General features: G+C 58.0%; 21 protein-coding genes. 10 read left to right on the forward strand and 11 right to left on the reverse strand.

Annotated elements, in window-relative coordinates; all coding sequences use genetic code 11:
* Positions 1–5: 5 nt before the first annotated feature.
* The 3 genes from GOW48_RS10935 to trpB all read left to right on the forward strand — a co-directional run bounded on the left by GOW48_RS10935 (position 6) and on the right by trpB (position 2,353).
* On the forward strand, positions 6–356 hold the full coding sequence (locus GOW48_RS10935; RefSeq protein ID WP_170355059.1) for a lipopolysaccharide assembly protein LapA domain-containing protein: 351 nt from the start codon (positions 6–8) through the stop codon (positions 354–356).
* A gap of 6 nt (positions 357–362) precedes the next feature.
* Positions 363–1,013, forward strand: a complete 651-nt coding sequence (locus tag GOW48_RS10940; RefSeq protein WP_170753650.1) for a phosphoribosylanthranilate isomerase — start codon at positions 363–365, stop codon at positions 1,011–1,013.
* A 92-nt stretch (positions 1,014–1,105) separates the two neighbouring features.
* Positions 1,106–2,353 (forward strand): tryptophan synthase subunit beta, encoded by a 1,248-nt coding sequence (trpB, locus tag GOW48_RS10945; RefSeq protein WP_170753652.1) that lies wholly within the window; start codon positions 1,106–1,108, stop codon positions 2,351–2,353.
* A 65-nt stretch (positions 2,354–2,418) separates the two neighbouring features.
* Here trpB and GOW48_RS10950 read toward each other — a convergent pair whose 3' ends face one another.
* The 7 genes from GOW48_RS10950 to GOW48_RS10980 all read right to left on the reverse strand — a co-directional run bounded on the left by GOW48_RS10950 (position 2,419) and on the right by GOW48_RS10980 (position 8,435).
* Positions 2,419–2,793 (reverse strand): DUF2237 family protein, encoded by a 375-nt coding sequence (locus GOW48_RS10950; protein WP_170753654.1) that lies wholly within the window; start codon positions 2,791–2,793, stop codon positions 2,419–2,421.
* Between the two features lie 9 nt (positions 2,794–2,802).
* Positions 2,803–3,966 carry a serine hydrolase domain-containing protein gene (locus GOW48_RS10955; RefSeq protein WP_170753656.1) on the reverse strand — a complete coding sequence of 388 codons (1,164 nt, stop codon included), beginning with the start codon at positions 3,964–3,966 and terminating at the stop codon, positions 2,803–2,805.
* Positions 3,967–4,048: 82 nt separating this feature from the next.
* The gene (gene pth, locus GOW48_RS10960; RefSeq protein ID WP_170753658.1) at positions 4,049–4,726 is read right to left on the reverse strand and encodes an aminoacyl-tRNA hydrolase; all 678 of its coding nucleotides are present in this window, start codon (positions 4,724–4,726) and stop codon (positions 4,049–4,051) included.
* 129 nt (positions 4,727–4,855) lie between these two features.
* Entirely contained in the window at positions 4,856–5,503 is a 648-nt protein-coding gene (locus GOW48_RS10965; protein ID WP_170354868.1) for a 50S ribosomal protein L25/general stress protein Ctc, read from the reverse strand.
* A gap of 249 nt (positions 5,504–5,752) precedes the next feature.
* Complete coding sequence (locus tag GOW48_RS10970; protein ID WP_170354869.1) at positions 5,753–6,919, reverse strand: alpha-hydroxy acid oxidase; 1,167 nt, start codon at positions 6,917–6,919, stop codon at positions 5,753–5,755.
* A gap of 160 nt (positions 6,920–7,079) precedes the next feature.
* Positions 7,080–7,871, reverse strand: a complete 792-nt coding sequence (gene trpA, locus GOW48_RS10975; RefSeq protein WP_170753947.1) for a tryptophan synthase subunit alpha — start codon at positions 7,869–7,871, stop codon at positions 7,080–7,082.
* Positions 7,872–7,949: 78 nt separating this feature from the next.
* The gene (locus tag GOW48_RS10980) at positions 7,950–8,435 is read right to left on the reverse strand and encodes an acyloxyacyl hydrolase (RefSeq protein ID WP_170753660.1); all 486 of its coding nucleotides are present in this window, start codon (positions 8,433–8,435) and stop codon (positions 7,950–7,952) included.
* A 193-nt stretch (positions 8,436–8,628) separates the two neighbouring features.
* Here GOW48_RS10980 and ychF point away from each other — a divergent pair, with 193 nt between their 5' ends.
* On the forward strand, positions 8,629–9,726 hold the full coding sequence (gene ychF / locus GOW48_RS10985; protein WP_170753662.1) for a redox-regulated ATPase YchF: 1,098 nt from the start codon (positions 8,629–8,631) through the stop codon (positions 9,724–9,726).
* 22 nt (positions 9,727–9,748) lie between these two features.
* On the opposite strand, the gene GOW48_RS10990 is transcribed toward ychF, so the two are convergent.
* The gene (locus tag GOW48_RS10990; protein ID WP_170753664.1) at positions 9,749–10,105 is read right to left on the reverse strand and encodes a YybH family protein; all 357 of its coding nucleotides are present in this window, start codon (positions 10,103–10,105) and stop codon (positions 9,749–9,751) included.
* A 156-nt stretch (positions 10,106–10,261) separates the two neighbouring features.
* Between GOW48_RS10990 and GOW48_RS10995 the strand changes: the two genes are divergently transcribed.
* The 5 genes from GOW48_RS10995 to GOW48_RS11015 all read left to right on the forward strand — a co-directional run bounded on the left by GOW48_RS10995 (position 10,262) and on the right by GOW48_RS11015 (position 17,132).
* Positions 10,262–11,143: a LysR family transcriptional regulator gene (locus GOW48_RS10995; RefSeq protein WP_170753949.1), complete on the forward strand. Its 882-nt coding sequence runs from the start codon at positions 10,262–10,264 to the stop codon at positions 11,141–11,143.
* Between the two features lie 85 nt (positions 11,144–11,228).
* Positions 11,229–12,932, forward strand: a complete 1,704-nt coding sequence (locus GOW48_RS11000) for an NAD(P)H-dependent oxidoreductase subunit E (RefSeq protein ID WP_170753666.1) — start codon at positions 11,229–11,231, stop codon at positions 12,930–12,932.
* A 14-nt stretch (positions 12,933–12,946) separates the two neighbouring features.
* Positions 12,947–15,730 carry a formate dehydrogenase subunit alpha gene (gene fdhF / locus GOW48_RS11005; protein WP_170753668.1) on the forward strand — a complete coding sequence of 928 codons (2,784 nt, stop codon included), beginning with the start codon at positions 12,947–12,949 and terminating at the stop codon, positions 15,728–15,730.
* A 111-nt stretch (positions 15,731–15,841) separates the two neighbouring features.
* Positions 15,842–16,630 (forward strand): cyclase family protein, encoded by a 789-nt coding sequence (locus tag GOW48_RS11010; RefSeq protein ID WP_170753670.1) that lies wholly within the window; start codon positions 15,842–15,844, stop codon positions 16,628–16,630.
* Positions 16,623–17,132 (forward strand): thioesterase family protein, encoded by a 510-nt coding sequence (locus GOW48_RS11015; RefSeq protein WP_234899451.1) that lies wholly within the window; start codon positions 16,623–16,625, stop codon positions 17,130–17,132. Before GOW48_RS11010 ends, GOW48_RS11015 begins: the two co-directional genes overlap by 8 nt.
* Here GOW48_RS11015 and GOW48_RS11020 read toward each other — a convergent pair.
* The 3 genes from GOW48_RS11020 to GOW48_RS11030 form a co-directional block, all read right to left on the reverse strand.
* Positions 17,126–21,208: a translocation/assembly module TamB domain-containing protein gene (locus tag GOW48_RS11020; RefSeq protein ID WP_234899450.1), complete on the reverse strand. Its 4,083-nt coding sequence runs from the start codon at positions 21,206–21,208 to the stop codon at positions 17,126–17,128. The two genes, GOW48_RS11015 and GOW48_RS11020, sit on opposite strands and share 7 nt — an antisense overlap.
* On the reverse strand, positions 21,205–23,010 hold the full coding sequence (locus GOW48_RS11025; protein WP_170753674.1) for an autotransporter assembly complex protein TamA: 1,806 nt from the start codon (positions 23,008–23,010) through the stop codon (positions 21,205–21,207). Before GOW48_RS11025 ends, GOW48_RS11020 begins: the two co-directional genes overlap by 4 nt.
* Positions 23,011–23,169: 159 nt before the next feature.
* Entirely contained in the window at positions 23,170–24,393 is a 1,224-nt protein-coding gene (locus GOW48_RS11030) for a urate hydroxylase PuuD (protein ID WP_170753676.1), read from the reverse strand.
* A 96-nt stretch (positions 24,394–24,489) separates the two neighbouring features.
* Between GOW48_RS11030 and GOW48_RS11035 the strand changes: the two genes are divergently transcribed.
* A complete protein-coding gene (locus GOW48_RS11035; protein WP_170354880.1) occupies positions 24,490–25,410 on the forward strand; it encodes a LysR family transcriptional regulator in 921 nt (306 codons plus the stop codon).
* The last annotated feature ends 110 nt before the right edge of the window (positions 25,411–25,520 follow it).

Here is a 25,520-nt window from a genome sequence, read left to right on the forward strand (position 1 = left end):
GCATGATGCGCTACGTTAGATATGCTTTTTTGGCGATCCTCGCGATCGTTCTGATCTCGGTTTCGCTGGCCAACCGCGAAGCCGTTGAGCTGACACTGATGCCTCAGGCGATTGCCGATCTGATTGGGTTCAATATCAGCACCTCTCTGCCCTTGTTCCTTGTGGTTCTGGGCAGCGTTGTTGCGGGCCTGGTTATCGGGTTCCTCTGGGAATGGCTGCGTGAGCATAAGCACCGTGCAGATGCGTCGGCCAAAACCGGTGAAGTTCGCAAACTTGAACGCGAAGTCAAAAAGCTCAAGAAAAAGCAGAACGAAGGCAAGGATGAGGTCCTCGCCATTCTGGACGAGGCCAGCTAAGCTAACATGTCCGATGTAGCGGTCAAAATTTGCGGCCTGACCGCCGCTGACCAAGTGCGCGCCGCAGCGGACGCAGGCGCGCGGTATCTAGGGTTCAACTTCTTTCCGAAATCACCGCGCTATGTCTCGCCGGAGCAAGCCGCCCAACTAACGGATCACGTCCCTGTCGGTGTGGCAAAAGTGGCCTTGGTGGTAAACGCATCTGATACGTTGCTGGACAGCATTACCGCAGCTGCCCCGTTCGACATGTTACAGCTACACGGGTCGGAAAGCGTAGAACGTGTGCAAGAAGTCAAAGCGCGTTACGGTCTGCCCGTCATAAAGGTGGTTGGCGTGGCCGATGCCAAAGACCTGCAAGCAATAGACACCTACAGTGATGTTGCCGACCAGTTGCTGGTTGATGCCAAGGCCCCTAAAAACGCGGTCTTGCCAGGTGGAAACGGGTTGGCCTTTGATTGGCGTTTGCTGGCTGGGCGTAAATACTGGCGTAAGCCTTGGATGCTGGCCGGTGGCTTGAACCCCGATAACGTGGCCGAGGCGATCCGGATGACCGGTGCACGTCAGGTGGACGTTGCCTCGGGTGTGGAGAGCGCGCCGGGTATCAAGGATGCCGATCTGATGCGTGCCTTTATCGCTGCGGCAAACGCGACCGGTTGACGCGTCTGGCAAAGCATCGAGCGAGTGCGTTTTGCCATGGCAAATCCCGCCGCTACCTCCTATGAACGAAAGGTAAGATGACGGAGACAGCCATGGCCAACGATCTTTTCAATTCCTTCATGTCCGGTCCCGATGAGCAGGGCCGTTTTGGCATCTTCGGCGGACGGTTTGTCAGCGAGACCCTGATGCCGCTGATCCTGTCGCTGGAAGAGGAATACGAGAAGGCCAAAGACGATCCGACTTTCTGGGCCGAGATGGATGATCTGTGGGCGAACTATGTGGGCCGCCCCTCGCCGCTGTATTACGCGGAACGTCTGACCGAACACTTGGGCGGCGCGAAGATTTACCTGAAACGTGATGAGCTGAACCACACCGGTGCGCATAAGATCAACAACGTGCTGGGGCAGATCATTCTGGCGCGCCGTATGGGCAAGACCCGGATCATCGCCGAGACCGGCGCAGGGCAGCACGGCGTGGCCACAGCCACCGTTTGCGCCAAGTTCGGCCTGAAATGCATCGTCTACATGGGCGCCCATGATGTGCAGCGTCAGGCCCCCAACGTGTTCCGTATGCGCCTGCTGGGGGCCGAGGTGATTCCGGTCACGTCCGGCCGAGGCACGCTGAAAGACGCGATGAACGATGCGCTGCGCGACTGGGTGACCAATGTGCGCGACACGTTCTATTGCATCGGCACCGTGGCCGGGCCGCACCCGTACCCGGCGATGGTCCGCGATTTCCAGTCGATCATCGGCAAGGAAGCGAAAGAGCAGATGCAAAAGGCCGAAGGCCGTCTGCCCGACACGATCATTGCCGCCATCGGTGGTGGGTCGAACGCGATGGGCCTGTTCTACCCGTTCCTTGACGACAAATCGGTGAATATCATCGGTGTCGAGGCCGGTGGCAAAGGCGTGAACGAGAAGATGGAGCATTGCGCATCATTGACCGGCGGGCGACCCGGTGTGTTGCACGGCAACCGCACCTATCTGCTGCAAGATGATGATGGGCAGATTCTTGAGGGCTACTCGATCTCTGCCGGTCTGGACTATCCGGGCATCGGGCCCGAGCATTCCTGGCTGCACGACATCGGCCGCGCGCAATATGTGTCGATCACCGACAAAGAGGCGCTGGAGGCGTTCCAGCTGTGCTGCGCCACCGAAGGCATCATCCCCGCGCTGGAGCCCAGCCACGCTCTGGCTCACGTTATGAAAATTGCGCCCGAACTTCCGAAGGATCATCTGATCTGTATGAACATGTGTGGGCGGGGCGATAAGGACGTGCAGACCGTAGCCAAGTATCTGAACTTTGACATGTCGGATACAGAAGGCCGTAGCGCCGACTAAACCCGATTTCGAAAACCAGAAAAGGCGCGCCTGCTTGAGCGCGCCTTTTTTGTCCGACTACCTGCTTAAGCCGTGTTGGAATGCTCTGTCAGAATCGTCAGAGATACGATGTCCAAAGCGCGCTGATGGGTTGCTTCAAGGTGCACTTTGGGCGCACACCCTTCGTCATGGGCCTGTAGAAAACGGCTGGCGCAAAGGCACCAACTGTCTCCGGGGTTGAGACCGGGAAAGTTGAACTCGGGGCGCGGTGTGTTGAGGTCGTTGCCGACATACTTGGAAAAGGCCAAAAACTCGGCCGTCATCACGGCGCAGACCGTATGGCTGCCCTGATCTTCGGGGCACGTATTGCAGGCCCCGTCACGAAAGAACCCGGTCAGAGGGTCTTGGGAGCAGGGGGCCAGAACGCCCCCCAGCACGTTGATGCTGTCCTGTTTTTGCATGGCGACACCCTACAGGCTTTGCGCAATACTGCGAAACATTTCGACATTGGCTTCGTTTACGCCATCGTCGCGGAACTTGCGATCTGCGCCGGTCGTCACGATCAAAACGCCGCGGGGTTGGTCGAAATAGATATACTGACCGTAAACGCCCCGTGCGAGAAACTCGCCCTCATGCGCACCTACCGGAATCCACCATTGGTAGCCATAACCGATCTTCCCGGCCTCGGTCGGAGCGCTGGGCAGGACGGATTCGGCGACCCAATCAGCGGGTACGAGTTGCTGATCGTTGTGCTGCCCATTCTGCAGGATCATTTGACCGAACCGGGCAAAATCCCGAGTTGTGAAGTTCAAGCCACCTAGAACAAAGGCAACCCCGGCACCGTCGGTCACGTAATAGCCGTCGTATTCCAGACCCAGCGGCTGAATGATCTTTTCGGTCAGTAAGTCAGTGACGCTGCGCCCGGTTGCGCCTCGGATCACCATTCCAATCACATGGGTGTCGATCGAGACATACTGCCAGGTCTCACCCGGTTTGGTGAAATTGTCCTGCAGCGAGGCTGCAAAATCGTCCAGCTTTCCACCCAACGCCACGACACGCCCCATACGGTTGATGTCTGACTTGGGGTCAAAATAATCCTCGTTGAATGTGACGCCGCTGGCCATATTCAGCACATTGCGCAGGGTCGCGCCGTCATAGGCCGTGCCCTTCAGTTGAGGGGCGTATTGAACCACCTGATCATCCAACGAGGTGATAGCGCCTTCCTCCAGTAGGATACCGAACAGAGCCGAAAGGTAACTTTTGGCGACCGACCAGGAAATCCGACGGTCTTCCGGCGTGGTGCCCAGGTAATACTCCTCGAACCGGATCTGACCATCCTGCATCACCAGAAGAGACGTCACAGCCCGGTCTTCGATCCACTGATCGGTGCCTTCGGGTAGATCAAAGCCAGTGCCATAGGGCAGGTCCCAGGTGGGGCCGTCACCGCGCGGCAGGTCGACCGTCAGGAACGCCTGTTCCATATGCGAGAAGTTATGGACAATCTTGTCTTCGCTGAATAGCGAATTCACTGCCATAAGTCGCTGAATTTCTTCGCGTTTCCAGAACCCAACAACCACGGCGGCCAGTACCAGCATCAATGTGATGCGCAGCACCCACTTCAACAGCGTTCTCATATGTCTCCTCCCATATGCGTGCTGTATTGGACCGCGCCCCGATGCGATCTGCAATCAGGACGTTACGGCAAGACCTATGAGTCTATTTGAACTTATCCAGCAGTTTTTGCATGGCCGATCGTTCATCGACCTCGGGCTCAGGCGCGGGCTTTGGTGCCGATTGGGACGGTTGAGGCGTTTTTGACGATCTCGGTGGCGCAGTCCGTAGGGCAACCGCATTCATGAACTTGCCGCTTTCGTTATCGACAAGATGCGCGGCCCCATCTGATACGCCGCGCAGCACGTCCTCCAGCCAGTCCGAGTCAGCCTTGGCAAAGTCGCCCAGAACGTAAGGAGAGACCATCTCTTTGCGCCCCGGATGCCCGATCCCTAGTCGCACACGATCATAGGCGGGGCTGATATGTTCGTGGATGGATCGCAGCCCATTGTGACCGGCGTGACCACCGCCCGCCTTGACCCGAACCTTACCGGGAGCGAGGTCAAGCTCATCATGAAAGACGGTCACATCAGTCGAGTCTAATTTGTAGAACCGCATCGCTTCGCCAACAGATTGACCCGAGCGGTTCATGAAAGTCTGCGGCTTGATCAACAGCACTTTTTCGCGACCCAGTCGCCCTTCGGCGATCTCGGCCTGAAACTTGGACTTCCAAGGGCCAAAGCTGTGATCTTGGGAGATCCTGTCTACAGCCATAAAGCCGATATTGTGGCGGTTGCGGGCATATTTCGCCCCCGGATTCCCCAAACCGACGAACAGCTTCATGATCTCGTCCCCGTTGCTTTGCACAAGGTTGATGGCACGGATCGCGACCGGTTTTCCACCCCAACCCTGCAAAAGAAAACGGGGCCCATCCGGACCCCGTTTCCAATCCAGTCACTCTAGCGTCTGGACTTATTCTTCTTCCTGACCGACGACTTCAACCTCGTCTGCGGCCACTTCTTCACCTTCTTCGTCGTCGCTGGTCGACAGACCGGTCGGTGCCGAGATGTTCGCGATCACGAAGTCACGGTCGATGGTGGGCTTGGTGCCTGCAGGTAGATCCACGGCCGAGATGGTGACAACATCGTTGATGTTCAGACCGGTCAGATCAATTGTGATCTTCTCGGGGATGTCACCGGCGGTGCAGACCAGCTCAACCTCAGGACGCACAACAGTCAGAACGCCACCCTTCTTGATGCCGGGGGCTGCTTCTTCGTTGACGAACTCAACGGGGATGAACAGCGCAATCTTGGTGGTCCGACGCAGGCGCATCAGGTCCAGGTGGGTCGGCAGGTCTTTGACAACGTCACGCTGAACGTCGCGGCAGATGACGCGGACGTCCTCGTGGCCTTCAACCTTCAGGTTCCACAGAGTGGACTTGAACCGGCCTGCTTTCAGACGCTTGAACAGTTCGTTGAACGGGATCTTGATTGCCAGTGGGTCTTTGTCGCCACCGAATACAACGCCCGGAACCATGCCTTCGCGGCGGGTCTGACGAGCGGCGCCCTTGCCTGTCCCCGTCCGTTCCAGAGCTACGAGATCAGGAATCTCTCCAGCCATGATAATTCTCCAAATGTTAGGGCGGGCATCCTCCAAGGCTGTATGCCCGCGTGAAGCCGCGTCCTTAGCTTGATTCATCTGTTTTGGAAAGGGGTTTTTACAGGTTCAACCATTTGCGAGGCTCTGCCTCGCGCTCCGAGGTATTTTCAGCCAGATGAAGTGCGGATCCCTTGCTTGATCTGGCCACAAATATCTCGGGGGAGTCGCCCGGAACGGGCGGCGCGGGGGCAGAGCCCCCTGACGCCCTGATCACTTGCGCCAACGTCCGCCGAAATCTTCGGGCACCAATAGATTGTGCCGGCCCAGGTCGGTGACTTTTCTTTCACCACACAGTGCCATGGTTGTGTCGAATTCCTTTTGGATGACGTCCAGCGCGGTGGTCACACCTTTTTGTCCCATCGCCCCCAGACCATAGACAAACGCTCGGCCGATATAGGTGCCTTGCGCACCCAGGGCCACTGCTTTCAAAACGTCCTGACCGGACCGGATGCCGCTGTCCAGATGGACCTCAATATCGCCTCCGACCGCGTCCATGATCTCGGGCAGAACACGGATCGAGCTTAGAGCACCGTCCAGTTGCCGTCCACCGTGATTGGATACCACGATGGCATCAGCCCCAAGTTTGGCCGCCATCCGGGCGTCGTCTGCATCCAGGATACCCTTGAGGATGACCTTGCCGCCCCATTGTTCCATCAGCTTTTCGACTTTTTTCCAGTCGAGGCTGGGGTCGAATTGTTCGGCCGTCCACGCGCCCAGCGACGACGCGTCCGAGATACCGTCCACATGGCCAACGATATTGCCGAATTCCCGCCGTTTGGCGCGCAGCATTTCGATCCCCCAGGACCATTTGGTCATCAGGTTCGCGATGGTTTTGGGGGTCAGCTTTGGCGGCGCGGACAGGCCGTTTTTCAGGTCCTTGTGGCGCTGCCCCAGGATCTGCAGGTCCAGCGTGATGACCAAAGCGGAACACTTGGCGTCTTTGGCCCGTTGGATCAGTCGGCTGACGTAATCCTGATCCTTCATGGTGTAAAGCTGGAACCAGAATGGTGCCGAAGTGTGTTCGGCTACATCTTCTATCGAATTGATGGACATGGTGGACAGAGTGAAAGGCACTCCGAAATCTTCGGCGGCCTTGGCGGCCTTCATCTCTCCGTCTGCGTGTTGCATACCGGTCAGACCAACCGGAGCCAGCGCGACTGGCATTGTCACATCCTGCCCGATCATTTTGGACGCAGTTGACCGCCCAGACATGTCAACAGCCACCCGTTGGCGTAGCCGAATATCTTCGAAATCCGAGCTGTTGTCGCGAAAGGTCTGTTCGGTCCAGCTTCCGCTTTCTGCGTAGTCATAGAACATGCGCGGGACACGCCGTTCATAGATGCGTTTGAGATCTTCAATATTCGTGATGACGGGCATGAGGTCAGCTTTCGAAGGATTGGTATAAATTGTTTACCAATACCCGACCCGCGTCGCAACGCTGCATTTGGTGTTGGTAGGTGACTGGATTGTTCAAAGAAAAACCGCAGCGGCATAGGCCAACTGCGGTTTCAAAGCGATTAAGTGGTCGCAAGCCGTCTCAGGCGGAATGTGCCCCATCTGAGAGCGTCTTGACGAAGTCGAGTACCTCGGCGACGGGCTGGCCCTTTGCGATCTGACTGACGATAGCCGAGCCGACCACTGCGCCGTCTGCCACGCTGGCGATGGCCTTCGATTTTTCGGGTGTATTGATCCCAAACCCAACGATGACCGGCAGGTCGGTTGCGGCCTTAATGCGGGCGACTTCGGGGCCGACATTAGTGGCTTGCGCCTCGGCCGCGCCGGTAATTCCGGTAATCGATACGTAATAGACAAAGCCCGAGGTGTTCTGCAGCACACGGGGCAGGCGTTTGTCATCGGTCGTCGGGGTGGCCAATCGGATGAAGTTTAATCCGGCGGCTTGCGCGGGCAGGCACAGCTCGTCATCTTCTTCTGGCGGAAGGTCGACAACGATCAAGCCATCGATGCCTGCGGACTTTGCGTCCTTCAGGAAGCTGTCGACGCCGCGGCTGTAAATCGGATTGTAGTATCCCATCAGAACGATCGGTGTCGTGTCGTCGGTTTCGCGAAAGCTGCGGGCCAAATCCAGCGTGCGCTGCAAGGTCATACCGCCATCCAACGCGCGTTGTCCGGCGGCCTGAATGGTTGGCCCGTCGGCCATTGGGTCGGTAAAGGGCAAGCCAAGCTCGATCACGTCGACGCCCGCTGCCGGAAGGCCCTTAACGATCTCAAGCGAGGTGTCGAAATCTGGATCTCCGGCCATGATATAGGCAACGAATGCCTTTTTACCTTCGGCCTTGAGGGCGGCGAATTTGGCGTCGATACGGGTCATCTGTGATCCTTGCATTCAGGTTTGATCCTGATGTGCAGAAACTTTGGCCGGAAATCAATCCCGACTGACCAGATTGACCTAGAACCCCAGGTGATAGCGTAGGAGCAGCGCATTCACGCCGGGGTTAAAGCTTTCGGTACTGGCGTTCGATTTGTGAGTGACTGCCAGCGAAATGGCGTTGCCGCTGTCCAAGGTATAGCCAAGACCCAAGAGGCTGCGAATCTGAAAGCCACCACCCAAGTCATTGTCGCCATTAGAGGCGTTAAAATAGCCTGGCATCACACTCAACTCAGCGAACCAGCGATCCGAAAAGGAATAGATGCCCACCAAACCTGCGCCGATATGCGTGTCTCCGTCGGTGTCGACGGTCAGCGCCGCACCCAGACCAGCGCTGAAGCGCGTTGCTTCGTAAAACGGACGGTGCTGGTATTCCAGTGAAAACACGCCCTGATCGTCGCCGTTGCCGTTAGAAAAATCCGCAAAACCCGCGCCAAAGATGACAGATTGGGCCTGTGCCGAGGTTGCAGCCACGAGCAAGGCGACAGAAGTAAGTAACGCTTTCATTGGGTTCTTCGTCAATTAATTGTGTGTGAATTCCTACTTGGGGACCATGACCCGCGCGGTTCAACTCACGCAAGTACAAATACCGTAACGGTTTAGTGAAGCTGCGGTGGCCATCTGCCGGTTGCACCGGTTGGGTTGCGCATTTTCCACAACCTGCCTAGAAGACGCCGTCACATCGCTTCAGGAGGCCGCAATGGGCTTTAAAATGGGAATCGTGGGTCTGCCGAATGTAGGCAAGTCGACTCTGTTCAACGCGCTGACCAAGACTGCCGCGGCACAAGCGGCGAATTTCCCGTTCTGCACCATCGAGCCGAATGTGGGCGACGTGGCCGTGCCGGACGAGCGTTTAGACAAGCTGGCGGCAATTGCGTCCTCGAAGCAAATCATCCCGACGCGCATGACCTTCGTGGACATCGCCGGTCTGGTGAAGGGGGCGTCAAGGGGCGAGGGGCTGGGCAATCAGTTTCTGGCCAATATCCGTGAAACAGACGCGATTGCCCATGTGCTGCGCTGTTTCGAAGACGGTGATGTGACCCATGTGGATGGCCGCGTTGACCCGGTGGCCGACGCCGATACCATTGAGACCGAACTGATGTTGGCCGATCTGGAAAGCATCGAAAAGCGGCGTGCCAATCTGGTGCGCAAGCTGAAGGGCAATGACAAAGAGGCGCAGCAGCAGGACCGCCTGCTGGCCGAGGCGCAGGAGATGCTGGAAAACGGCAAACCCGCACGTCTGGTCGAGGTTACGGCCGAGGACGCCAAGGCGTGGAAGATGCTGCAACTGCTGACCACCAAACCGGTTCTGTATGTCTGCAACGTGTCCGAAGAAGAAGCCGCCGAGGGCAATGAATATTCCGCCAAGGTCGCTGAAATGGCTGCCGCGCAGGGCAATTCTCACGTCATCATCAGCGCCAAGATCGAAGAAGAGATTAGCCTGCTGGAAGCGGACGAAGCCGAAATGTTCCTGAGCGAGATGGGCCTGGAAGAACCCGGCCTCGACCGTCTGATCCGCGTCGGTTACGACCTGCTCAAGCTGGAAACCTATTTCACCGTCGGTCCGAAAGAGGCCCGCGCTTGGACCATCCGCACCGGCACCGCCGCGCCGCAAGCTGCAGGCGTGATCCATGGTGACTTCGAAAAAGGCTTCATCCGCGCCGAAACCATCGCCTATGACGACTATATCGCCGCCAATGGCGAGCAAGGAGCCAAAGAGTCAGGCAAGATGCGCGCCGAGGGCAAGGGCTACATCGTCAAAGATGGCGATGTGATGCACTTCTTGTTTAACAACTAAGCACGTCTGGTAAACGTCTGTATCAGAGCTTTTCGTTCAGGCTGCAATGGCTGATCAGCCACCCGTCGTCAGGTTGCCGGTGCAAAACGTTAAGGGATGTCCCGTGACCGGTCGTCCCTTCACTAAAGTGGACAAGGCACCAGCCGATTTGACCGTCGATGCCGGCCTGAACAACCGTAACGATTTTGTCCTCACCACCTTCCTCAACCCATTCAGCATGGGTCGCTTCGATAGCCTTTCGACCGTTGGCTGCAGGACCGTAGGGCGAAAATAGTTGTGCGTTATCCAGGAAGAACGACGCGCAACCAGTTGCATCTTTTGACCGATAGCAATCAACATACCTGTCATACAATTTCTGAAAAACTTCTACAGCGGTCATCCGAAGCCTCTCCGTGTTGCCCTTGCCATGTATTAGAGGCGAGTTTCTTGAGTGAGACAAGAATGCGTTCAAAGGTATGCTCGCATGCAAACGGTGCTTTTCCCGCAGGTTAATACGGCTAAAGTGGTCGTCGGCCCGTTATTGGAAAACTCGAATATGATCGAAATCCGCGACCTCCAACTCCTTAGCGCCCTTGCGCGGCACCAGCATTTTGCCAAAGCGGCCGAGGAATGCGGGATTTCGCAGCCCGCCTTTTCCATGCGCATCCGCAACCTTGAGGACAGGCTTGGCGTCTCGATCGTCCGCCGTGCCAACCGGTTTCAGGGCCTCACCGAAGAAGGCGAGATGATCGTCCAGCGGGCGCGGCGTATTCTGGATGAGACCAAGGCGCTGGAACAGCAGGTTCAGGCGTCCAAGGGTGAGATCACGGGGACGCTGATCCTGGGCGTGATCCCCACCGCAATTGCCTTTACCGGACGTCTGATCAAACGGTTGCAGCAGGCCCACCCGCGCATCCTGTCGCGGATCGAAACCATGTCGGCCACCGCCATTCAGCACCGGTTGGATGAGGGCAGTCTGGATGCGGGCATCACCTATGGTGACAGCATCGGCACCGATCTGCGGCAGGTTCAGCCCCTGTACGAAGAAACCTATGTGCTGCTGGTTCCTGCGCATATGACTGATGAAACCGGGCCGATCCCGTGGGCGCAGGTGGCTGAGTTTCCGATCAGCCTGCTTGAGCCGCAGATGCAGAACCGGCGTATTCTGGACCGGATTTTCGCTGAACAGGGCCTGCACCCGCATGTGGTGGCCGAAACCAGCGGCTTCACCGCTTCGATGGTCATGGCGCGCGAGGGGTTGGCGGCCACGGTTGTTCCCCGCGTGCTGGTACGGGCGCTGGGCGAGTTGAAGGGGACGAAAGTGCTGCCTCTGGTCGATCCGGTCGTCAGCAAGCCGATTTGCCTCGCCACGCTCAGCCGTGATCCGGAATTGCCAACGGTTGAGGCGCTACGGGCGGTTGTCGCCTCCTTACGGTGATAAGGAGTCGTTATCGTGCGATTGAAATATGCGATTTGACGATATGCTAGTCTGATGAGACACGGGGCCTTAATCGGAGGGCATCATGGCACCATTAGACACCAAGCCATCAGGCGCACCCAAGGGCGTCTGGAAGTCAGGTAAAGGCAAAGGGCGGCACACGCCCAAAGGCCGTCAGTTCACGGATGAGGCGCAGGCTAAAATCGCACGCCTGCTGGGCGACCGCCCGCGCCGCCGCGATCTGCTGATCGAATTCCTGCATTTGATTCAAGACGAACACGGCCATATCAGCGCCGACCACATCGCCGCTCTGGCGGTTGAGATGCGCATCGGTCAGGCCGAGATCTATGAGACCGCCACCTTTTATGCCCATTTCGATGTGGTGAAAGAGGATGATACGCCTCCGCCCGCGCTGACCATCCGTGTCTGTGATTCCCTGTCCTGCGAAATGGCCGGTGCCCAGCAGCTGCAAAAGGCGCTGGAGGACGGTCTGGATGCGTCGGAGGTTCGCGTCGTGCGTGCGCCCTGCATGGGCCGCTGCGATACTGCGCCGGTGCTTGAGATCGGTCACAACCATATCGATCATGCGACCCCCGAAAAGGTGCAGGCTGCGATTGCGGCTGATGACACCCACGCGCATCTGCCCGACTACGAAGCCTTTGCTGCTTATGAGGCGAACGGCGGCTATGCCAAGCTGAAAGAGCTGCGCGACGGTGGCGATTGGGAACAAGTTCAGGAAGACATCCTGTCCTCGGGCCTGCGTGGTCTGGGCGGTGCGGGCTTCCCGTCGGGCAAAAAATGGGGCTTTGTTCGTATGAACGAAGGCACCCGCTATCTGGCCGTGAACGGCGACGAGGGCGAACCCGGCACGTTCAAAGACCGCTACTATCTGGAGCGCACGCCGCATGTCTTCCTTGAGGGCATGCTGATCGCCGCATGGGCGGTTGAGGCCGAGACCTGCTTTATCTACATGCGCGACGAATACCCAGCGGTTCTGGAAATTCTGCGCCGTGAGATTGCCGCGCTGGAACGGGCCGGGATCGTCGCGCCTGGCTATATCGACCTGCGCCGGGGGGCCGGTGCCTATATCTGCGGCGAAGAATCCGCGATGATTGAATCGATCGAGGGCAAAAAGGGCCTGCCGCGTCACCGTCCTCCGTTCGTGGCGCAGGTCGGCGTGTTTAACCGCCCGACCTTGGTGCACAATGTCGAGACGCTGTATTGGGTCACTAAAGTGTGCCGCGAAGGTCCGGAATGCCTTAACAGCACCGAAAAGAACGGTCGTAAAGGCCTGCGCAGCTATTCGGTCTCGGGCCGAGTGGCGAAGCCGGGTGTTTACCTGCTGCCCGCCGGTTCGACCATTCTGGATGTGATCGAAGCTGCCGGTGGTATGGCCGAAGGGCAGACCTTCAAAGCCTATCAGCCGGGCGGTCCATCCTCGGGTCTGTTGCCCGCGTCGATGGATGATATCCCTCTGGATTTCGACACGCTGCAACCGCATGGCACCTTCATCGGGTCCGCTGCCGTGGTCGTTTTGTCCGATCAGGACACGGCCCGCGATGCCGCGCTGAACATGCTGCGGTTCTTCGAGGATGAAAGCTGCGGTCAGTGTACGCCCTGCCGCGCGGGCTGCGAAAAGGCGGTCAAGCTGATGCAGGCCGACAAGTGGGATCAGGATCTGCTGGAAGATCTGTGTCAGGTCATGGGCGACGCCTCGATCTGCGGTCTGGGGCAGGCGGCTCCGAACCCGATCCGCCTTGTCATGAAACACTTCGCTGACGAAATCTGAGGGGAGACAGAGCCATGCTAGACGCAAGCCCAACCAAGACCGTCACCTTCAACCTGAACGGCGAAGATGTCACCGTGCCCGAGGGCTGGACCATCTGGGAAGCCGCCAAGGGGCAGGGGTTCACCATTCCGCACCTGTGCCATAAGCCGCAGCCGGGCTACAAACCCGACGGCAACTGCCGCGCCTGTATGGTCGAGGTGGAGGGCGAACGCACACTGGTCGCTTCGTGCATCCGACCCGCAGCGGATGGTATGGTAGTCAAGACAGACAGCGACCGCGCCGAGAAATCGCGCGCCATGGTCATGGAACTGCTGGTCGCTGACCAGCCGGAGGAGGCACATGACGCGTCCAGCCACTTCTGGGACATGGCCAAGCTGAATGATGTCAGCGACAGCCGGTTCCCGGCGAAAGAGGCCGAGAAAATCCCGCTGCTGGATGACAGCCACGTTGCGATGCGCGTCAATCTGGATGCCTGCATCAACTGCAATCTCTGCGTGCGCGCCTGCCGCGACGTGCAGGTGAACGATGTAATTGGCATGGCCGGTCGTGGCCACACAGCGCAGGTGGTTTTCGACCAGAACGACCCGATGGGCGATTCAACTTGTGTCGCCTGTGGTGAATGCGTTCAGGCTTGCCCGACCGGCGCGCTGATGCCTGCGACCGTGCTGGATGACCAGCAGAAGGGTGACAGCAAAAACTACGACTCTGAGACCGAAAGCGTCTGCCCGTTCTGCGGCGTGGGCTGTAAAGTTTCGCTGAAGGTCAAGGACGGCAAGGTCAAGTATGTCGAAGGCATCAACGGTCCGGCTAACGAAGGTCGCCTGTGCGTCAAAGGCCGGTTCGGCTTTGACTACATCCACCACCCGCACCGTTTGACCAAGCCGCTGATCCGGCGCGAGGACGCACCTGCCAAGGGCTTGAACGTCGATCCTTCGAACTTGTCGACCCATTTCCGCGAAGCGACCTGGGAAGAGGCGATGGATCTGGCCGCGACCAAGCTGAAGGAACTGCGCGACGATGATCCGCGCAATATCGCTGGTTTTGGCTCGGCCAAGTGCACGAATGAAGAAGCCTATCTGTTCCAGAAGTTCATCCGTCAGGGTTTCCGCCACAACAACGTCGACCACTGCACCCGTCTGTGCCACGCGTCGTCGGTGGCCGCGCTGATTGAAAACGTTGGATCGGGTGCGGTTACAGCTGCGTTCAACGACATCAAAGACGCGGATGTGGCGATCATCATCGGGGCCAACCCTATCGAGAACCACCCGGTTGCCGCGACCTATTTCAAGCAGTTTACCAAACGCGGTGGCAAGCTGATCGTAATGGACCCGCGCGGTGTCGGGATGCGCAAGTTCGCCGATGAAATGCTGCAGTTCCGACCGGGAGCGGATGTGTCGATGCTGAACGCGATCATGAACGTGATCGTCGAAGAGGAGCTCTACGACAGCCAATACATCCATCGGTGGACCGAGAACTGGGAGGCTGAAAAAGAACACCTGCGCCAGTTCACGCCCGAAGCGATGGCTCCGATCTGCGGTATTGAACCGGATCAGATCCGCCGAGTGGCCCGTACCTTTGCACAGGCCAAGGCCGGCCTGATCTTCTGGGGCATGGGTGTCAGTCAGCATATCCATGGAACGGATAACTCGCGTTGTCTGATCAGCCTCGCGCTGATGACCGGGAATGTTGGTAAACCGGGCGCGGGTCTGCACCCGTTGCGTGGTCAGAACAACGTTCAGGGCGCCTCGGATGCTGGTCTGATCCCGATGTTCCTGCCGGACTACAAAACGGTCACAGACGACAACATCCGGGCGAAGTTCGCCGATGTTTGGGGATCAGAGGATTTCTCGAACGAAAAGGGTTTGACGGTCACCGAAATCATCGACCAGATTTACGCCGGAAATATCAGGGGCATGTATATTCTGGGCGAAAATCCGGCCATGTCTGACCCGGACGTGAACCATGCCCGCGCAGCGCTGGCAAAGCTGGACCTGATGATCGTTCAGGACATCTTCCTGACCGAGACGGCAAACTACGCCGATATCATTCTGCCGGCCTCGGCGCTTTATGAAAAGAACGGCACCGTGTCGAACACCAACCGTCAGGTGCAGCGTGTGCGCCCGGCTGTCGCTCCTCCGGGTGAGGCGCGTGAAGACTGGGCGATCACTGTGGAATTGGCGCAGCGCATCGGTCTCAACTGGGATTACACGGATGTGTCTCAGGTCTTTGCTGAGATGAAGCTGACCATGGAGTCGCTGGACAACATCACGTGGGAACGTCTGGAAAACGAAACTATCACCTACCCGTCCCTGTCCGAAACCGATCCGGGTCAGTCCATCGTGTTCGGCGACGGATTCCCCCGGGCTGATGGCAAAGCCAAATTCACGCCCGCCAGCGTCATCCCGCCGGATGAGGCCCCAGATGCCGAATATCCGATGATCGCCACAACAGGTCGTCAGCTGGAACATTGGCACACCGGGTCGATGACCCGCCGGTCCAACGTTCTGGATGCCGTCGAGCCCGAGGCGAACTGTTCGATGAACCCGCGGACCCTCAAACTGATGGGGATTGAGCCGGGTGAGACGATCCGCCTGACCACCCGGCGCGGCTCGATCGACATTATGGTGCGCGCCGACCGGGCGATTGCCGAGGATATGGTGTTCATTCCGTTTGCCTATGTTGAGGCAGCAGCGAATATCCTGACCAACTCGGCCATCGACCCGTATGGCAAGATCCCCGAGTTCAAGTTCTCGGCCATCAGGGTTGAAAAGATAGAAGACGCCATCGCGGCGGAATAACCGACCACCACTCATGTTGGAAAGGCGGCCCTTGCGGGTCGCCTTTTTCTTTTCTTGACAGAGATTTATTGACGGCCAAACCTGTCACCACTTTTGGTGGTGGAGGGTTCCATGGCGCGCCGCTTTGTCGATTTGTCCGTTCCGCTGGAAACCGGGATCATATCCGACCCGCCGATCATGCTGCCTGAAATCGAATACTTGACCCATGACCAGACTGCAGAACAGGTCATGTCTTTCTTTCCCGGTTTGACAAAGGATGATCTTCCGGGCGGTGAGGGCTGGGCCATAGAACGTTTGCAGATCGCGACCCATAACGGCACTCATCTGGATGCGCCGTACCATCATCACTCGACCATGAATCGAGGAGAACGCGCGATCACGATCGACGAGGTGCCGCTGGAATGGTGCATGAATCCCGGTGTGAAACTGGATTTCCGCCATTTTGATGATGGCTATGTGGTGACGGCCGCAGATGTCGAGGCCGAATTGAAACGCATCGGCCATACGGTGCGGCCATTGGATATCGTGGTCGTCAACACGTCCGCAGGCACGCATTATGGGCAACCTGATTATCTGATGAAAGGTTGCGGCATGGGCCGCGCAGCAACGCTGTATCTGACCGAGCGCGGTGTACGCGTCACCGGCACCGACGCCTGGAGCTGGGATGCACCTTTTGCCCTGACCGCTCAGGAATACGCCGAGACACAGGATGCCTCAATTATCTGGGAAGGCCACCGTGCTTCGATAGACATTGGGTATTGCCACATGGAAAAACTGACCAATCTGGAAAGCCTGCCGCCGACCGGTTTCGAAATCTCGTGTTTTCCGTTCAAGATCAAAGGCGCTTCGGCGGGATTCACGCGCGCCGTCGCCATATTCGAGGATGATGCAGATGACTGAACCATTGGGCGGCCATGATGGTCCCTATGACGCACCTATCGAAATTCACGGATTCAAGGTTCTGCCGGAATGGATCGACTATAATGGCCACATGAATGTGGGCTATTACGGAGTGGCATTTGATATGGCGCTGGAACGGTTGATGGTTGATCATCTGGGACTGGGCGAAGTTCAGGTCAGCGCGTTGGGGCAGGGGCCTTACGTCCTGCAATCGCAAATGTCTTTCCTGCGCGAAGTTCTCGAAGGTCAGTCGTTGACCTTTCGCTTTCGCATGTTGGATGCCGATCACAAACGCGGGCATTATTTTGCCCAGATGCTTTCGGCTTCAGGCGAGGTGTGCGCTACACAAGAAGCGCTTTTCATGAATGTCAGCCATACAACAGGTCGATCTGTTGCGTATCCAGATTGGGCTGCAGCCCGGTTGGCGCGGATGGCGCGTGATCATGCAGAGCTTGAGCCGGCGCCTCAGATCGGTCAACCGATTGCGATCCGGCGTCAGTAATTGCGTTCAAAGAACACACCCAGCCCAGTCTCGCCCCGGCCATCGACAGTGCCCCGGACGGTGAAGTTGTCGGTGACGTCAAGGTTCAGGTTCACTTCGGTGTCGCCTTCTGTGTTGACGGTGAAATCGGTGTAGAGGTTGTCGCTCAGGTAAGCGCCCGCGCCCAAGCGTCCCGCTCCGCCTTCCGTCGCGCCTATATCGACCGTGTCTACCCCTGTGCTGTCACGCAGCCCCTTGGTGGCATCACCACCTGCGCCGCTAAGTTGTGCCAGCGACGCCGCCATCTGGGCAATCACAAAGGGCGACAGTTCCGAGAACCGGTTGCCGAACAACAACATGGCCAGAGCCTCTTCGGCGGGGCGTTCCGGGTCAGAGAATACGTCGACTTCGGGTGAATCCAGCGGCCCGGCGATTTCGATCGTAGCAGTACCGTCCGAGGTGCTGGTTGAAGATTCGAACTCGATATACGGTGTGAGGTCGCCTTGCAGCGTTACGATACCCTTGGTCAACGCCAATCGACGCCCCAGAATATCAAAGTGACCGCGGATCAATTCTATCTGCCCTGACGGGATGACGGATGATGTGGTCCCGCCGATAAACAGCCGCCCACCCAGTTCCGCGTTCACGCCGCGACCGCGCACAAAGACCTCTTTCGGGGCCAGCAATGCGATATCCAAAGCAATGCGCGAGTCGCTTTGTGTGGTCTCTTCGTCCTTAACCAGACCGGCGCGTTCCCGTGTCAGCAGTTCTGCAGCACTTTCGCCAACATGCTGGATGTCGGGGATCGCAGCCGCCCCTACCGCGCCAGAGGCGGCTGCTAGGTTGATGTTTGTTTCAACGAAATTGATCTGCCCTGAAGCCGAGCTGTTTCCTGCCAACGCCCCGGTCATGGCAATTTGTCCAGCCAGTGTGGTCTCATACAAAAGCTGGTCCGTCAGAACCAGGTTATTCAAAGTCGTTACGATATTCGCGTTGAAGGGCGGGGTCAGGTCAACCGGCCCGGCGACCGAGAACGATCCGCCGGCGCGGGTGCCGCCGGAAATGGAAACCGTTGCTCGGCTTTGCGACAGATCGACTGACCCGCTGATGCCAGTGATTGTTTGCGCGGCGCCCGGAATGGCCAGCGATGTGCCAGAGGTGGTGATCGACCCGCTAAGGGCATCAAGCGCTGGCTTGCCCTTAAGAGTAACGTCATACCGGGCAGTTCCGTCGATTTTATTGGGTGAAATGAACAGGTTGGCAATTCCTATGTTCAAACCGCCCACAGCCTTCAGATCCGCTTCACCCGTACTTTCGTCAAACGTACCCGAAACGTCGCTGTTAATCTGCGCGGGGCCTTCGGCGCTGGTGTCGATGGTCCAGATGCCACTTTTGCGTTGCGCAGTTCCCGTGGCAGCGATGGTGCCGGGGAAGTCGGGTGCAAATCGTTCAATGCGATTGAGCTTGGCGTCAAATTCCACATCTGCGTCGCCGTCTGTTTCGACTGTCCCTTTGAGATTGGCATAAGAACTGTCAGGCCCGCTTAAATTTGCAGTTCCTTCCAACCCGGTCCGAGTTGGTGCCACGTTGCCTTCCAAAGTCAGGGGGCCAGACAGAGTCCGGGTCACACGGGCGACGTCGTCCAGTGTCACCGAGTAATCCAGCCCTCCGGCCTCGCGCGAGACCTTGCCCGAGGCGTTTGCAGAGATTGCCGTTCCTGTCAGTCGGAACGTGCGAACATCCAGACCCTCGTCGCCATTTTCAGCGTCTATGGTCAGGGTTGTACGCCCCTCAATCAGCTTGTCGAGCACCTCGATCCCGGCCCGAATGTTGTTGGCGTCCACGTTCCCTTGAACGTCAAAAGCGCGCGCGGCGAGGTCGCCGCTGCCCTGTAGGTTGGCGTTCACCGATCCGGCCAGATCTTGCCCGGCCAGTCCCGAAAAAAGCGACAGGTCAGGCACGGTCAAACGCGCCTGACCCTGGCCCGAGGGTTCTTCGGTCAGGTCATTTATCGTGGCCTGAACCTGCGCGCTCAGGGCTTGGGCGTTGATTGTTGCGCTTCGTATATCAATGGCATCTGCGGTCCGAGCACCATCCCACTGGATTGTAGTCTGACCGGTCAACAGGGGATCAATATCCGCCATGCCCGTTCGTATGTTCCGACCGACGACATTGGCGGTGCCGTCAAACTCCAACGTTTGTACTGTCCCCGTGCCGCTGACTTCTGCCCGTACAGAGCCCCCCAGCTCACGCTGGGCCAAGCCCGAGAACACCGACAAGTCCGCCGCATTTACCCGCGCTTGCCCGTCGATGGTCAGATTGCCATCGGGTGTGGTCACATCGCCGCTTGCCTGAGCCTGCGCAGCTTCGCTGTTCAGATCGAAGGCGCGGATAGTAATGCCGTCTGAATCACGTTTGGCATCCAGCGTGATTGTCGTTTCGCCAGTGATCACCGGGTCGATGTCGTCGCGCCCGGTTGACAGGTCGCTGCCCTCGACAGCCAGCTTGCCGTCAAAGCTGCCTTCCAGTGGCGATCCCGACCCATCAATTCTGGCCGAGACCCGCCCCCCAAGGTCCATCTGTGCGAGGTCCGAAAATCGGGCCAAGTCAGACGCTTCGAGCGTAGCTGAACCGTCCACGTTCAAACCGCTGTTCAGGCCATCGACCAAAGCATCCAGCGCAAGCGTATAATCCGATCCGACCAGTTCGAACCCCGATAGGTTCAGCGACTGATCACTGCCATAGTCAAACTGGCCGTCCAGCGTGATGCGTTGGCCGATGGCCGTGTTCAAAGCAGGATCAGTCAAATCAACACCGGTGACGCTGGCTTGAAGGTCGCCACTTACTGACAGGGTTTCGGCCTGATCCAGAACTCCTTGCGCCGTAATCCGGGCGTTTTGCAGGTTGGCTTGAGGGGATTTAAAGCCGTTCGCCGTCAGGCTCAGGTCCCAAAGGTTGCCGTTTTTCTGATCGAAAAGTGCGGAAATTTGTGCGGCCTGAAGGGATGTATCCCCGCCCGCCACAGGCAGGATCACAGCCTGACCGTCTGGCGGCGTGATACGTCCCTGCAAAGCCGCAAGTGCCAGTGTTCCGCCTTGGGCCAGTTGCAACTCGCCCTTCAAGTCCAACGCTTGCGTGGTCAGTTCCAGGTCTGAGACATCCAGCGCCCCTTCGGGTTTGGTTTGGCCGTTTACGAAAAGTCGTGTCTGGGTGCCAAAGAACGGATCGATATCGGCTGATAGAAATGGGGTCAGATCACCACTGAGGTCGGTGGTAAACGCAATGCCTTCTGATGCTCCTTCGGTGGCCGCGCGCAGGCGAATCTGACCGGTCAGGCGTTGCTGGTTGTCGCTGCTCAGGCCGATATCGGCGCTGAAATCCGTCAGCGGGCCGGACCCTTTGGCGGATAATCCGATAGGTGGGCTGTCGGGAATGTTCAGGGCGGTAGAAATCAGACCGCCGGATGCTTCGGTCACATTCAGATCAAGGGTGATCTCGCTGGTGGCGTTCTGGAACCCGGCGGTCAGAGTGATTTCGTCGCCCGCGCGGTCCAGCCGGGTGATATCGAGATTGGTGTCCAACGTTCCGTCGGCCAGGGAAAGATTGCCGGTAACCGAAAGGTCCGCAGCCACGCCTATCAACGGCTCACCCAGGGAAATCTCGTCTATACGAATTTCGCCGATCTCGATGGAAACGGGCAGTTCAGGAAGTTGAAATGGCTGAGTTTCGGCAGAAGGTGCAGGTTCGTCCGGTGCGGTTGTCGCGCCGGGCGCGCGAGCGATGTCGATTTCCTGCGCTGTCAACGCGTTAACCGAGAATCTGCCTCGGATCAGCGCCAGGCGGTTCCAGTCCAGTTGCGCGTCCTTGATGGTCAACCAGACGCCTTCATCATCCGCGACTGTGATTTCCTCTATTGTGGCGCGCGCGCTCAGTGCGCCTTGCAGACCCTTGACCGTAACGTTCTGATTGTCACCTGACAGCGTGTCTTGCAGGAAATTCTCAAGCATACTGCCACCGCTGTCTTCCTCCGCGGCCAGAGGAGGGGCATAGAGGACCAGCGTGGCGGTCAGGACTGTGTATGAATATCGCCTTATCAAAATGCCTGTCCGATCCCGATGTAGAACTGCAGCCCATCGCCGGTGTCGCCCTGAACGGGAACGGCGAGGTCAAGACGCAATGGGCCAAAGCCACCCAAATCGTATCTGACGCCTAGACCTGCGCCAGAATGGGACGCTGCGGCGCTGGTGACGAATGAGGACGAATCCACCACGCCGTAATCATAGAACCCGACCAGCGATATCGCATCGTTTATCTTGCCCCTGATTTCTCCGGAGAGTCCAAGGAAGGATTTGCCGCCGGCAATTTCGTCTCCGACCGGAATGCCGAGGCTTTCGAACGGTTGCCCACGTACGGTGCCGGCGCCACCGGAAAAAAACAGGAAGTCTGGGGTAACTGCGTTCAGTGACGGCCCCAGGACTGAACCCGCTTGCACCCGCCCAGCAAGTACAATGCGCCCGCCAGTTCCCAGGCTGGTATAGGTGCGCGCGTCAGCAAAGAACCTGATGCCGGTCTCAGTTTCTGAAATTCCCAGAAAGGGCATGATCTGTGCGTCCAGATAAAACCCTTTCGTCGCACTGACCTTGCTGTCGCGCTGATCCCACTCGGTGCGGGTGGGGACAATAAAGTATCGGAACTTGCGCCCGTCGCCGAACGCGTCATCCGCGTCGGACCATTGAAACCCGGCCGAAGCTTCGGCGTATAGCCGATCCGAGAAAGTACGTCGCGCACCATACGCCAGCGATGTTATAGTAACGTTGTAATTGTCGGTGTTGCGGCGTTCCAGCAGGGCGTTCCAGAACGTGTTGTCATCTGGTCCCAGCCGATCTGGCTGGTCCAGTCGAAGACCGATGCGCCCGTCCAGATCCTCGGCGCCGCCGATATTGCGCAGCGCTGCTTCGAACCGCAGCCGTTCTGCCCGCCGAAACACGTTGCGATGGGTCCAGGTTGCGGTCAGATCGATCCCATCCCGAGAGGCGATCTCGAATCCGAAAGTCAGGCGGCGTTTGGGCAGATCTTCGAAATAGGCGTCGAAATCCAGCGTGCCATCAGGGTTCGGGGTCTCGCGTTCTTCAAGCGCGACAACGTTAAAAGTTCCGGTCCTGCGCAGACGGGTCCCGACCTTTTGGATGTCCTCGGGGGAATAAACCTCGCCCTCTGGGAAACCCGCGATCTTTTCGATCGACGAGTGTTTCACATCCGTATCGCCCGAGATGATCATTTTCCCGAACGTCAAGCGCGGCCCCGGAGCCAGATCAATCTGAGCGTCCAACTGGGCCTGCGCGTGTCGGGCGATGACTCTTTGACCTTGAATATCGGCTTTGGCATGGCCTGCATTGCGCCAGCCTTGAACCCCTGCGGAACCGGCACGCTGAATCGCCCCGGTGGTGGCCAGTTCGCCGATCGCGAATTCTTCGGGCAGGACGGTCTGTGGGGCCAAAGGCTGTACGATCGCTTCACCAAACCGGAACTTAGGTCCGGTCTGCACAGTGATGGCGGCGCGGTTGATCTGCGTCGGTACGCTCAGGGAACTCAGTTCGGCCGCTTCCTGACCGTCCAGCTTGATGCTGACGACCGGGCTGAAATACCCCTCGTCGTATAGAATCTGAACAATGGTCCGATAATCCGACAACGCGGCCGATAAAATTTCCAGCGGTGTGCCCAGTCCGCGCGACTCGGCGGTGGCAACGGATGAGGTCTCTTCAAGACGCTCGATCAGAGCTTTGGGCGCGCCTGGAGCGGTCAGAGTTGTCTCTAGCGCAATTAGCGAAGTGGGCAGAACCGCAGCCAGCAGGCCAAACAGGCAAGTTCTCACACAAGCGCGCGGTCCGGTCTTCTGCATCAATTGGCCTCAACTGCCCCAAGTTGAAATCAGTTTTCGCCGTCATGGAAGAAGCGGCGCTTCATGACATTCATGTTAGAGCATTCATCGCCGGTCAGGGGGAAAAATAATCGAAACAGACCAGAAATTAGCGGGTTGTGTGATCAGAGAGTCGCTGGATCAGGACCCCACACTGCGGAACCAGCGAATGATGGCTTCGCGATCTTCGGGTTCCATATAAGTGACGTTGGCTGGAGGCATGGCGTGGCTGACACCAGCCTGCAAGTAGATTTGCCTGGCGTTGCGGGCAATGTCGCCTTCGGTTTCAAGCAAAACGCCCTTCGGAGCCCATTGGATACCCTCCCAGACCGGTTCGCGCGCGTGGCACATAGAGCATCTTCCCAGAACGACGTCATGTGCCTCCTCAAAACCCTCTGCCGCGGCGAATTTCTGTTCATATCGCGTAAGGGGTTGCGCTTCGGCATCTTCCACAGGTTTGTACATCGGCGCAGTCGACAGCCACATGATCCCAATGAAAAGCAGCGCTGTGGCCAGCCATGTCCACGTCGGGTTTCCAGCGCGTGCGTGGCGCGTGTTGAAATAGTGCCGGATGGTAACGCCCATCAGGAAAACCAACGACGCAATGATCCAGTTATATTGAGTCGCAAAGGCCAGCGGGTAATGGTTCGACAGCATCAGAAATACAACAGGAAGCGTCAGGTAGTTGTTGTGCGTCGACCGCAGCTTGGCGATCTTGCCGTATTTCGGGTCCGGCGTTCGGCCATTCTTCAGATCATCGACCACGATGCGCTGGTTGGGCATGATGATGAAGAACACATTCGCTGTCATGATCGTTGCGGTGAACGCCCCCAGATGCAGCATCATCGCGCGGCCCGTGAAAATCTGGTTGTATGCCCAGCCCATCGCCACCAGCAGCGCGAACAACAGCACCATCAGCAGGGTGGGACGCTGCCCCAGCTTGGATTTGCATAAAAAGTCATAGATCAGCCAACCCACAGTCAGCGAAGCCGCCGAAATCGCAATGCCCTGCCACAGCGCCAGATCGGCCTTTTGCGCATCAATCAGATACAGCTCTCCGCCGACCCAATAGACGATCATCAGCAGCGCCGCGCCGCTCAGCCAGGTGGCATAGCTTTCCCATTTGAACCAGGTCAGGTGATCGGGCATCCGCTCAGGCGCGACCAGATATTTCTGGATGTGATAGAAGCCGCCGCCATGTACCTGCCACTCCTCACCATCTGCCGGGCCTGAAATGTCGCGGTTCAGGCCAAGGTCCAGTGCGATGAAGTAAAAAGACGATCCGATCCAGGCAATGGCGGTGATCACGTGCAACCAGCGCACGGCGAATGCCATCCAATCCCAGAACACGGCAAATTCGAACATGTGGGGTCTCTCCGATTGGTTAGGGCCACACTAGGCAAACCGCTTTTTATTCGGTATTCCCGTATATTGCCAAACTGTATCAAAAAAAACGATAAGATGTCCTATCTCGACAATATCCGAACCTTCGTCCGCGTCTATGATTTAGGCAGTATGTCTGCAGCTGGTCGGGATTTGCGTATTTCCCCAGCGGTGACTTCGGCGCGGATATCGCAACTTGAAGATCACCTAGGCGTGCGCCTGTTCCAGCGCACCACACGCAACCTTTCCCCAACCGAGCAGGGCCGGGCGTTCTATCCAGGCGCAGTGGCCGTTCTTGACGCAGTGGATGAAGCCGAGGCGCAGGTGGTGCATCTGACCGAAGCACCGCGCGGGTCACTTTTCGTTGCTGCTCCGTTAGGGGTGGGGCGGCGATTGTTGGCCCCGCATGTGCCTGATTTCCTGTCAGAATACCCCGAGATTGACGTTCGGCTGCGTTTAACGGATCGATCGGTTGACCTGACGACTGAAGGCTTGGATCTGGCGTTCTTTATTGGTCAGCCCGAAGACAGCACATTGCGTATCCGCAAGATCGCAGACTGCCCGCGTGTTCTGTGCGCCGCGCCGGAATATGTCTCTCGACGGGGGATGCCGCGCACCGGTGCTGATCTTGTTTCGGACAAACATGAATGCCTGAACCTGCGGTTTCCGGGCGCGACCGAGTTCCAGTGGCTGCTGGAAACGCAAGACGGTCCTCGGCGGTTTGCGGTTTCCGGACGGTTCGAATGCGACGATGGCGACGTTCTGACGGATTGGGCCTTGTCTGGGCAGGGTATTGCAATGAAACCGGTGTTCGAAGTCGCCGAACACCTGAAATCAGGTCAACTTGTTCCAGTTGCGGTCGAGACGCCCCCGGTCGCGGTGCAAATGGCCTGCCTGTACACGCATAGGCGCCATCAGGACCCGAAGGCACGTCTGTTTATGGATTTTATGATCGCGAGAATTGGTAAGATCGTCAACGCGTTGGGCGAAGGGGGTTGATTGGGGCTCCCGCCACTGTTCGCGCCCTTCGGGCGCTGCACAGCGTTGGGCCCGGCGCTGCGGCATGGCCGCAGCGTGGGAACGCCCTTGAGTTGCGGAACGCCTAGATC

The organism is Ruegeria lacuscaerulensis, assembly GCF_013033355.1.
Lineage (GTDB): Bacteria > Pseudomonadota > Alphaproteobacteria > Rhodobacterales > Rhodobacteraceae > Ruegeria > Ruegeria lacuscaerulensis_A.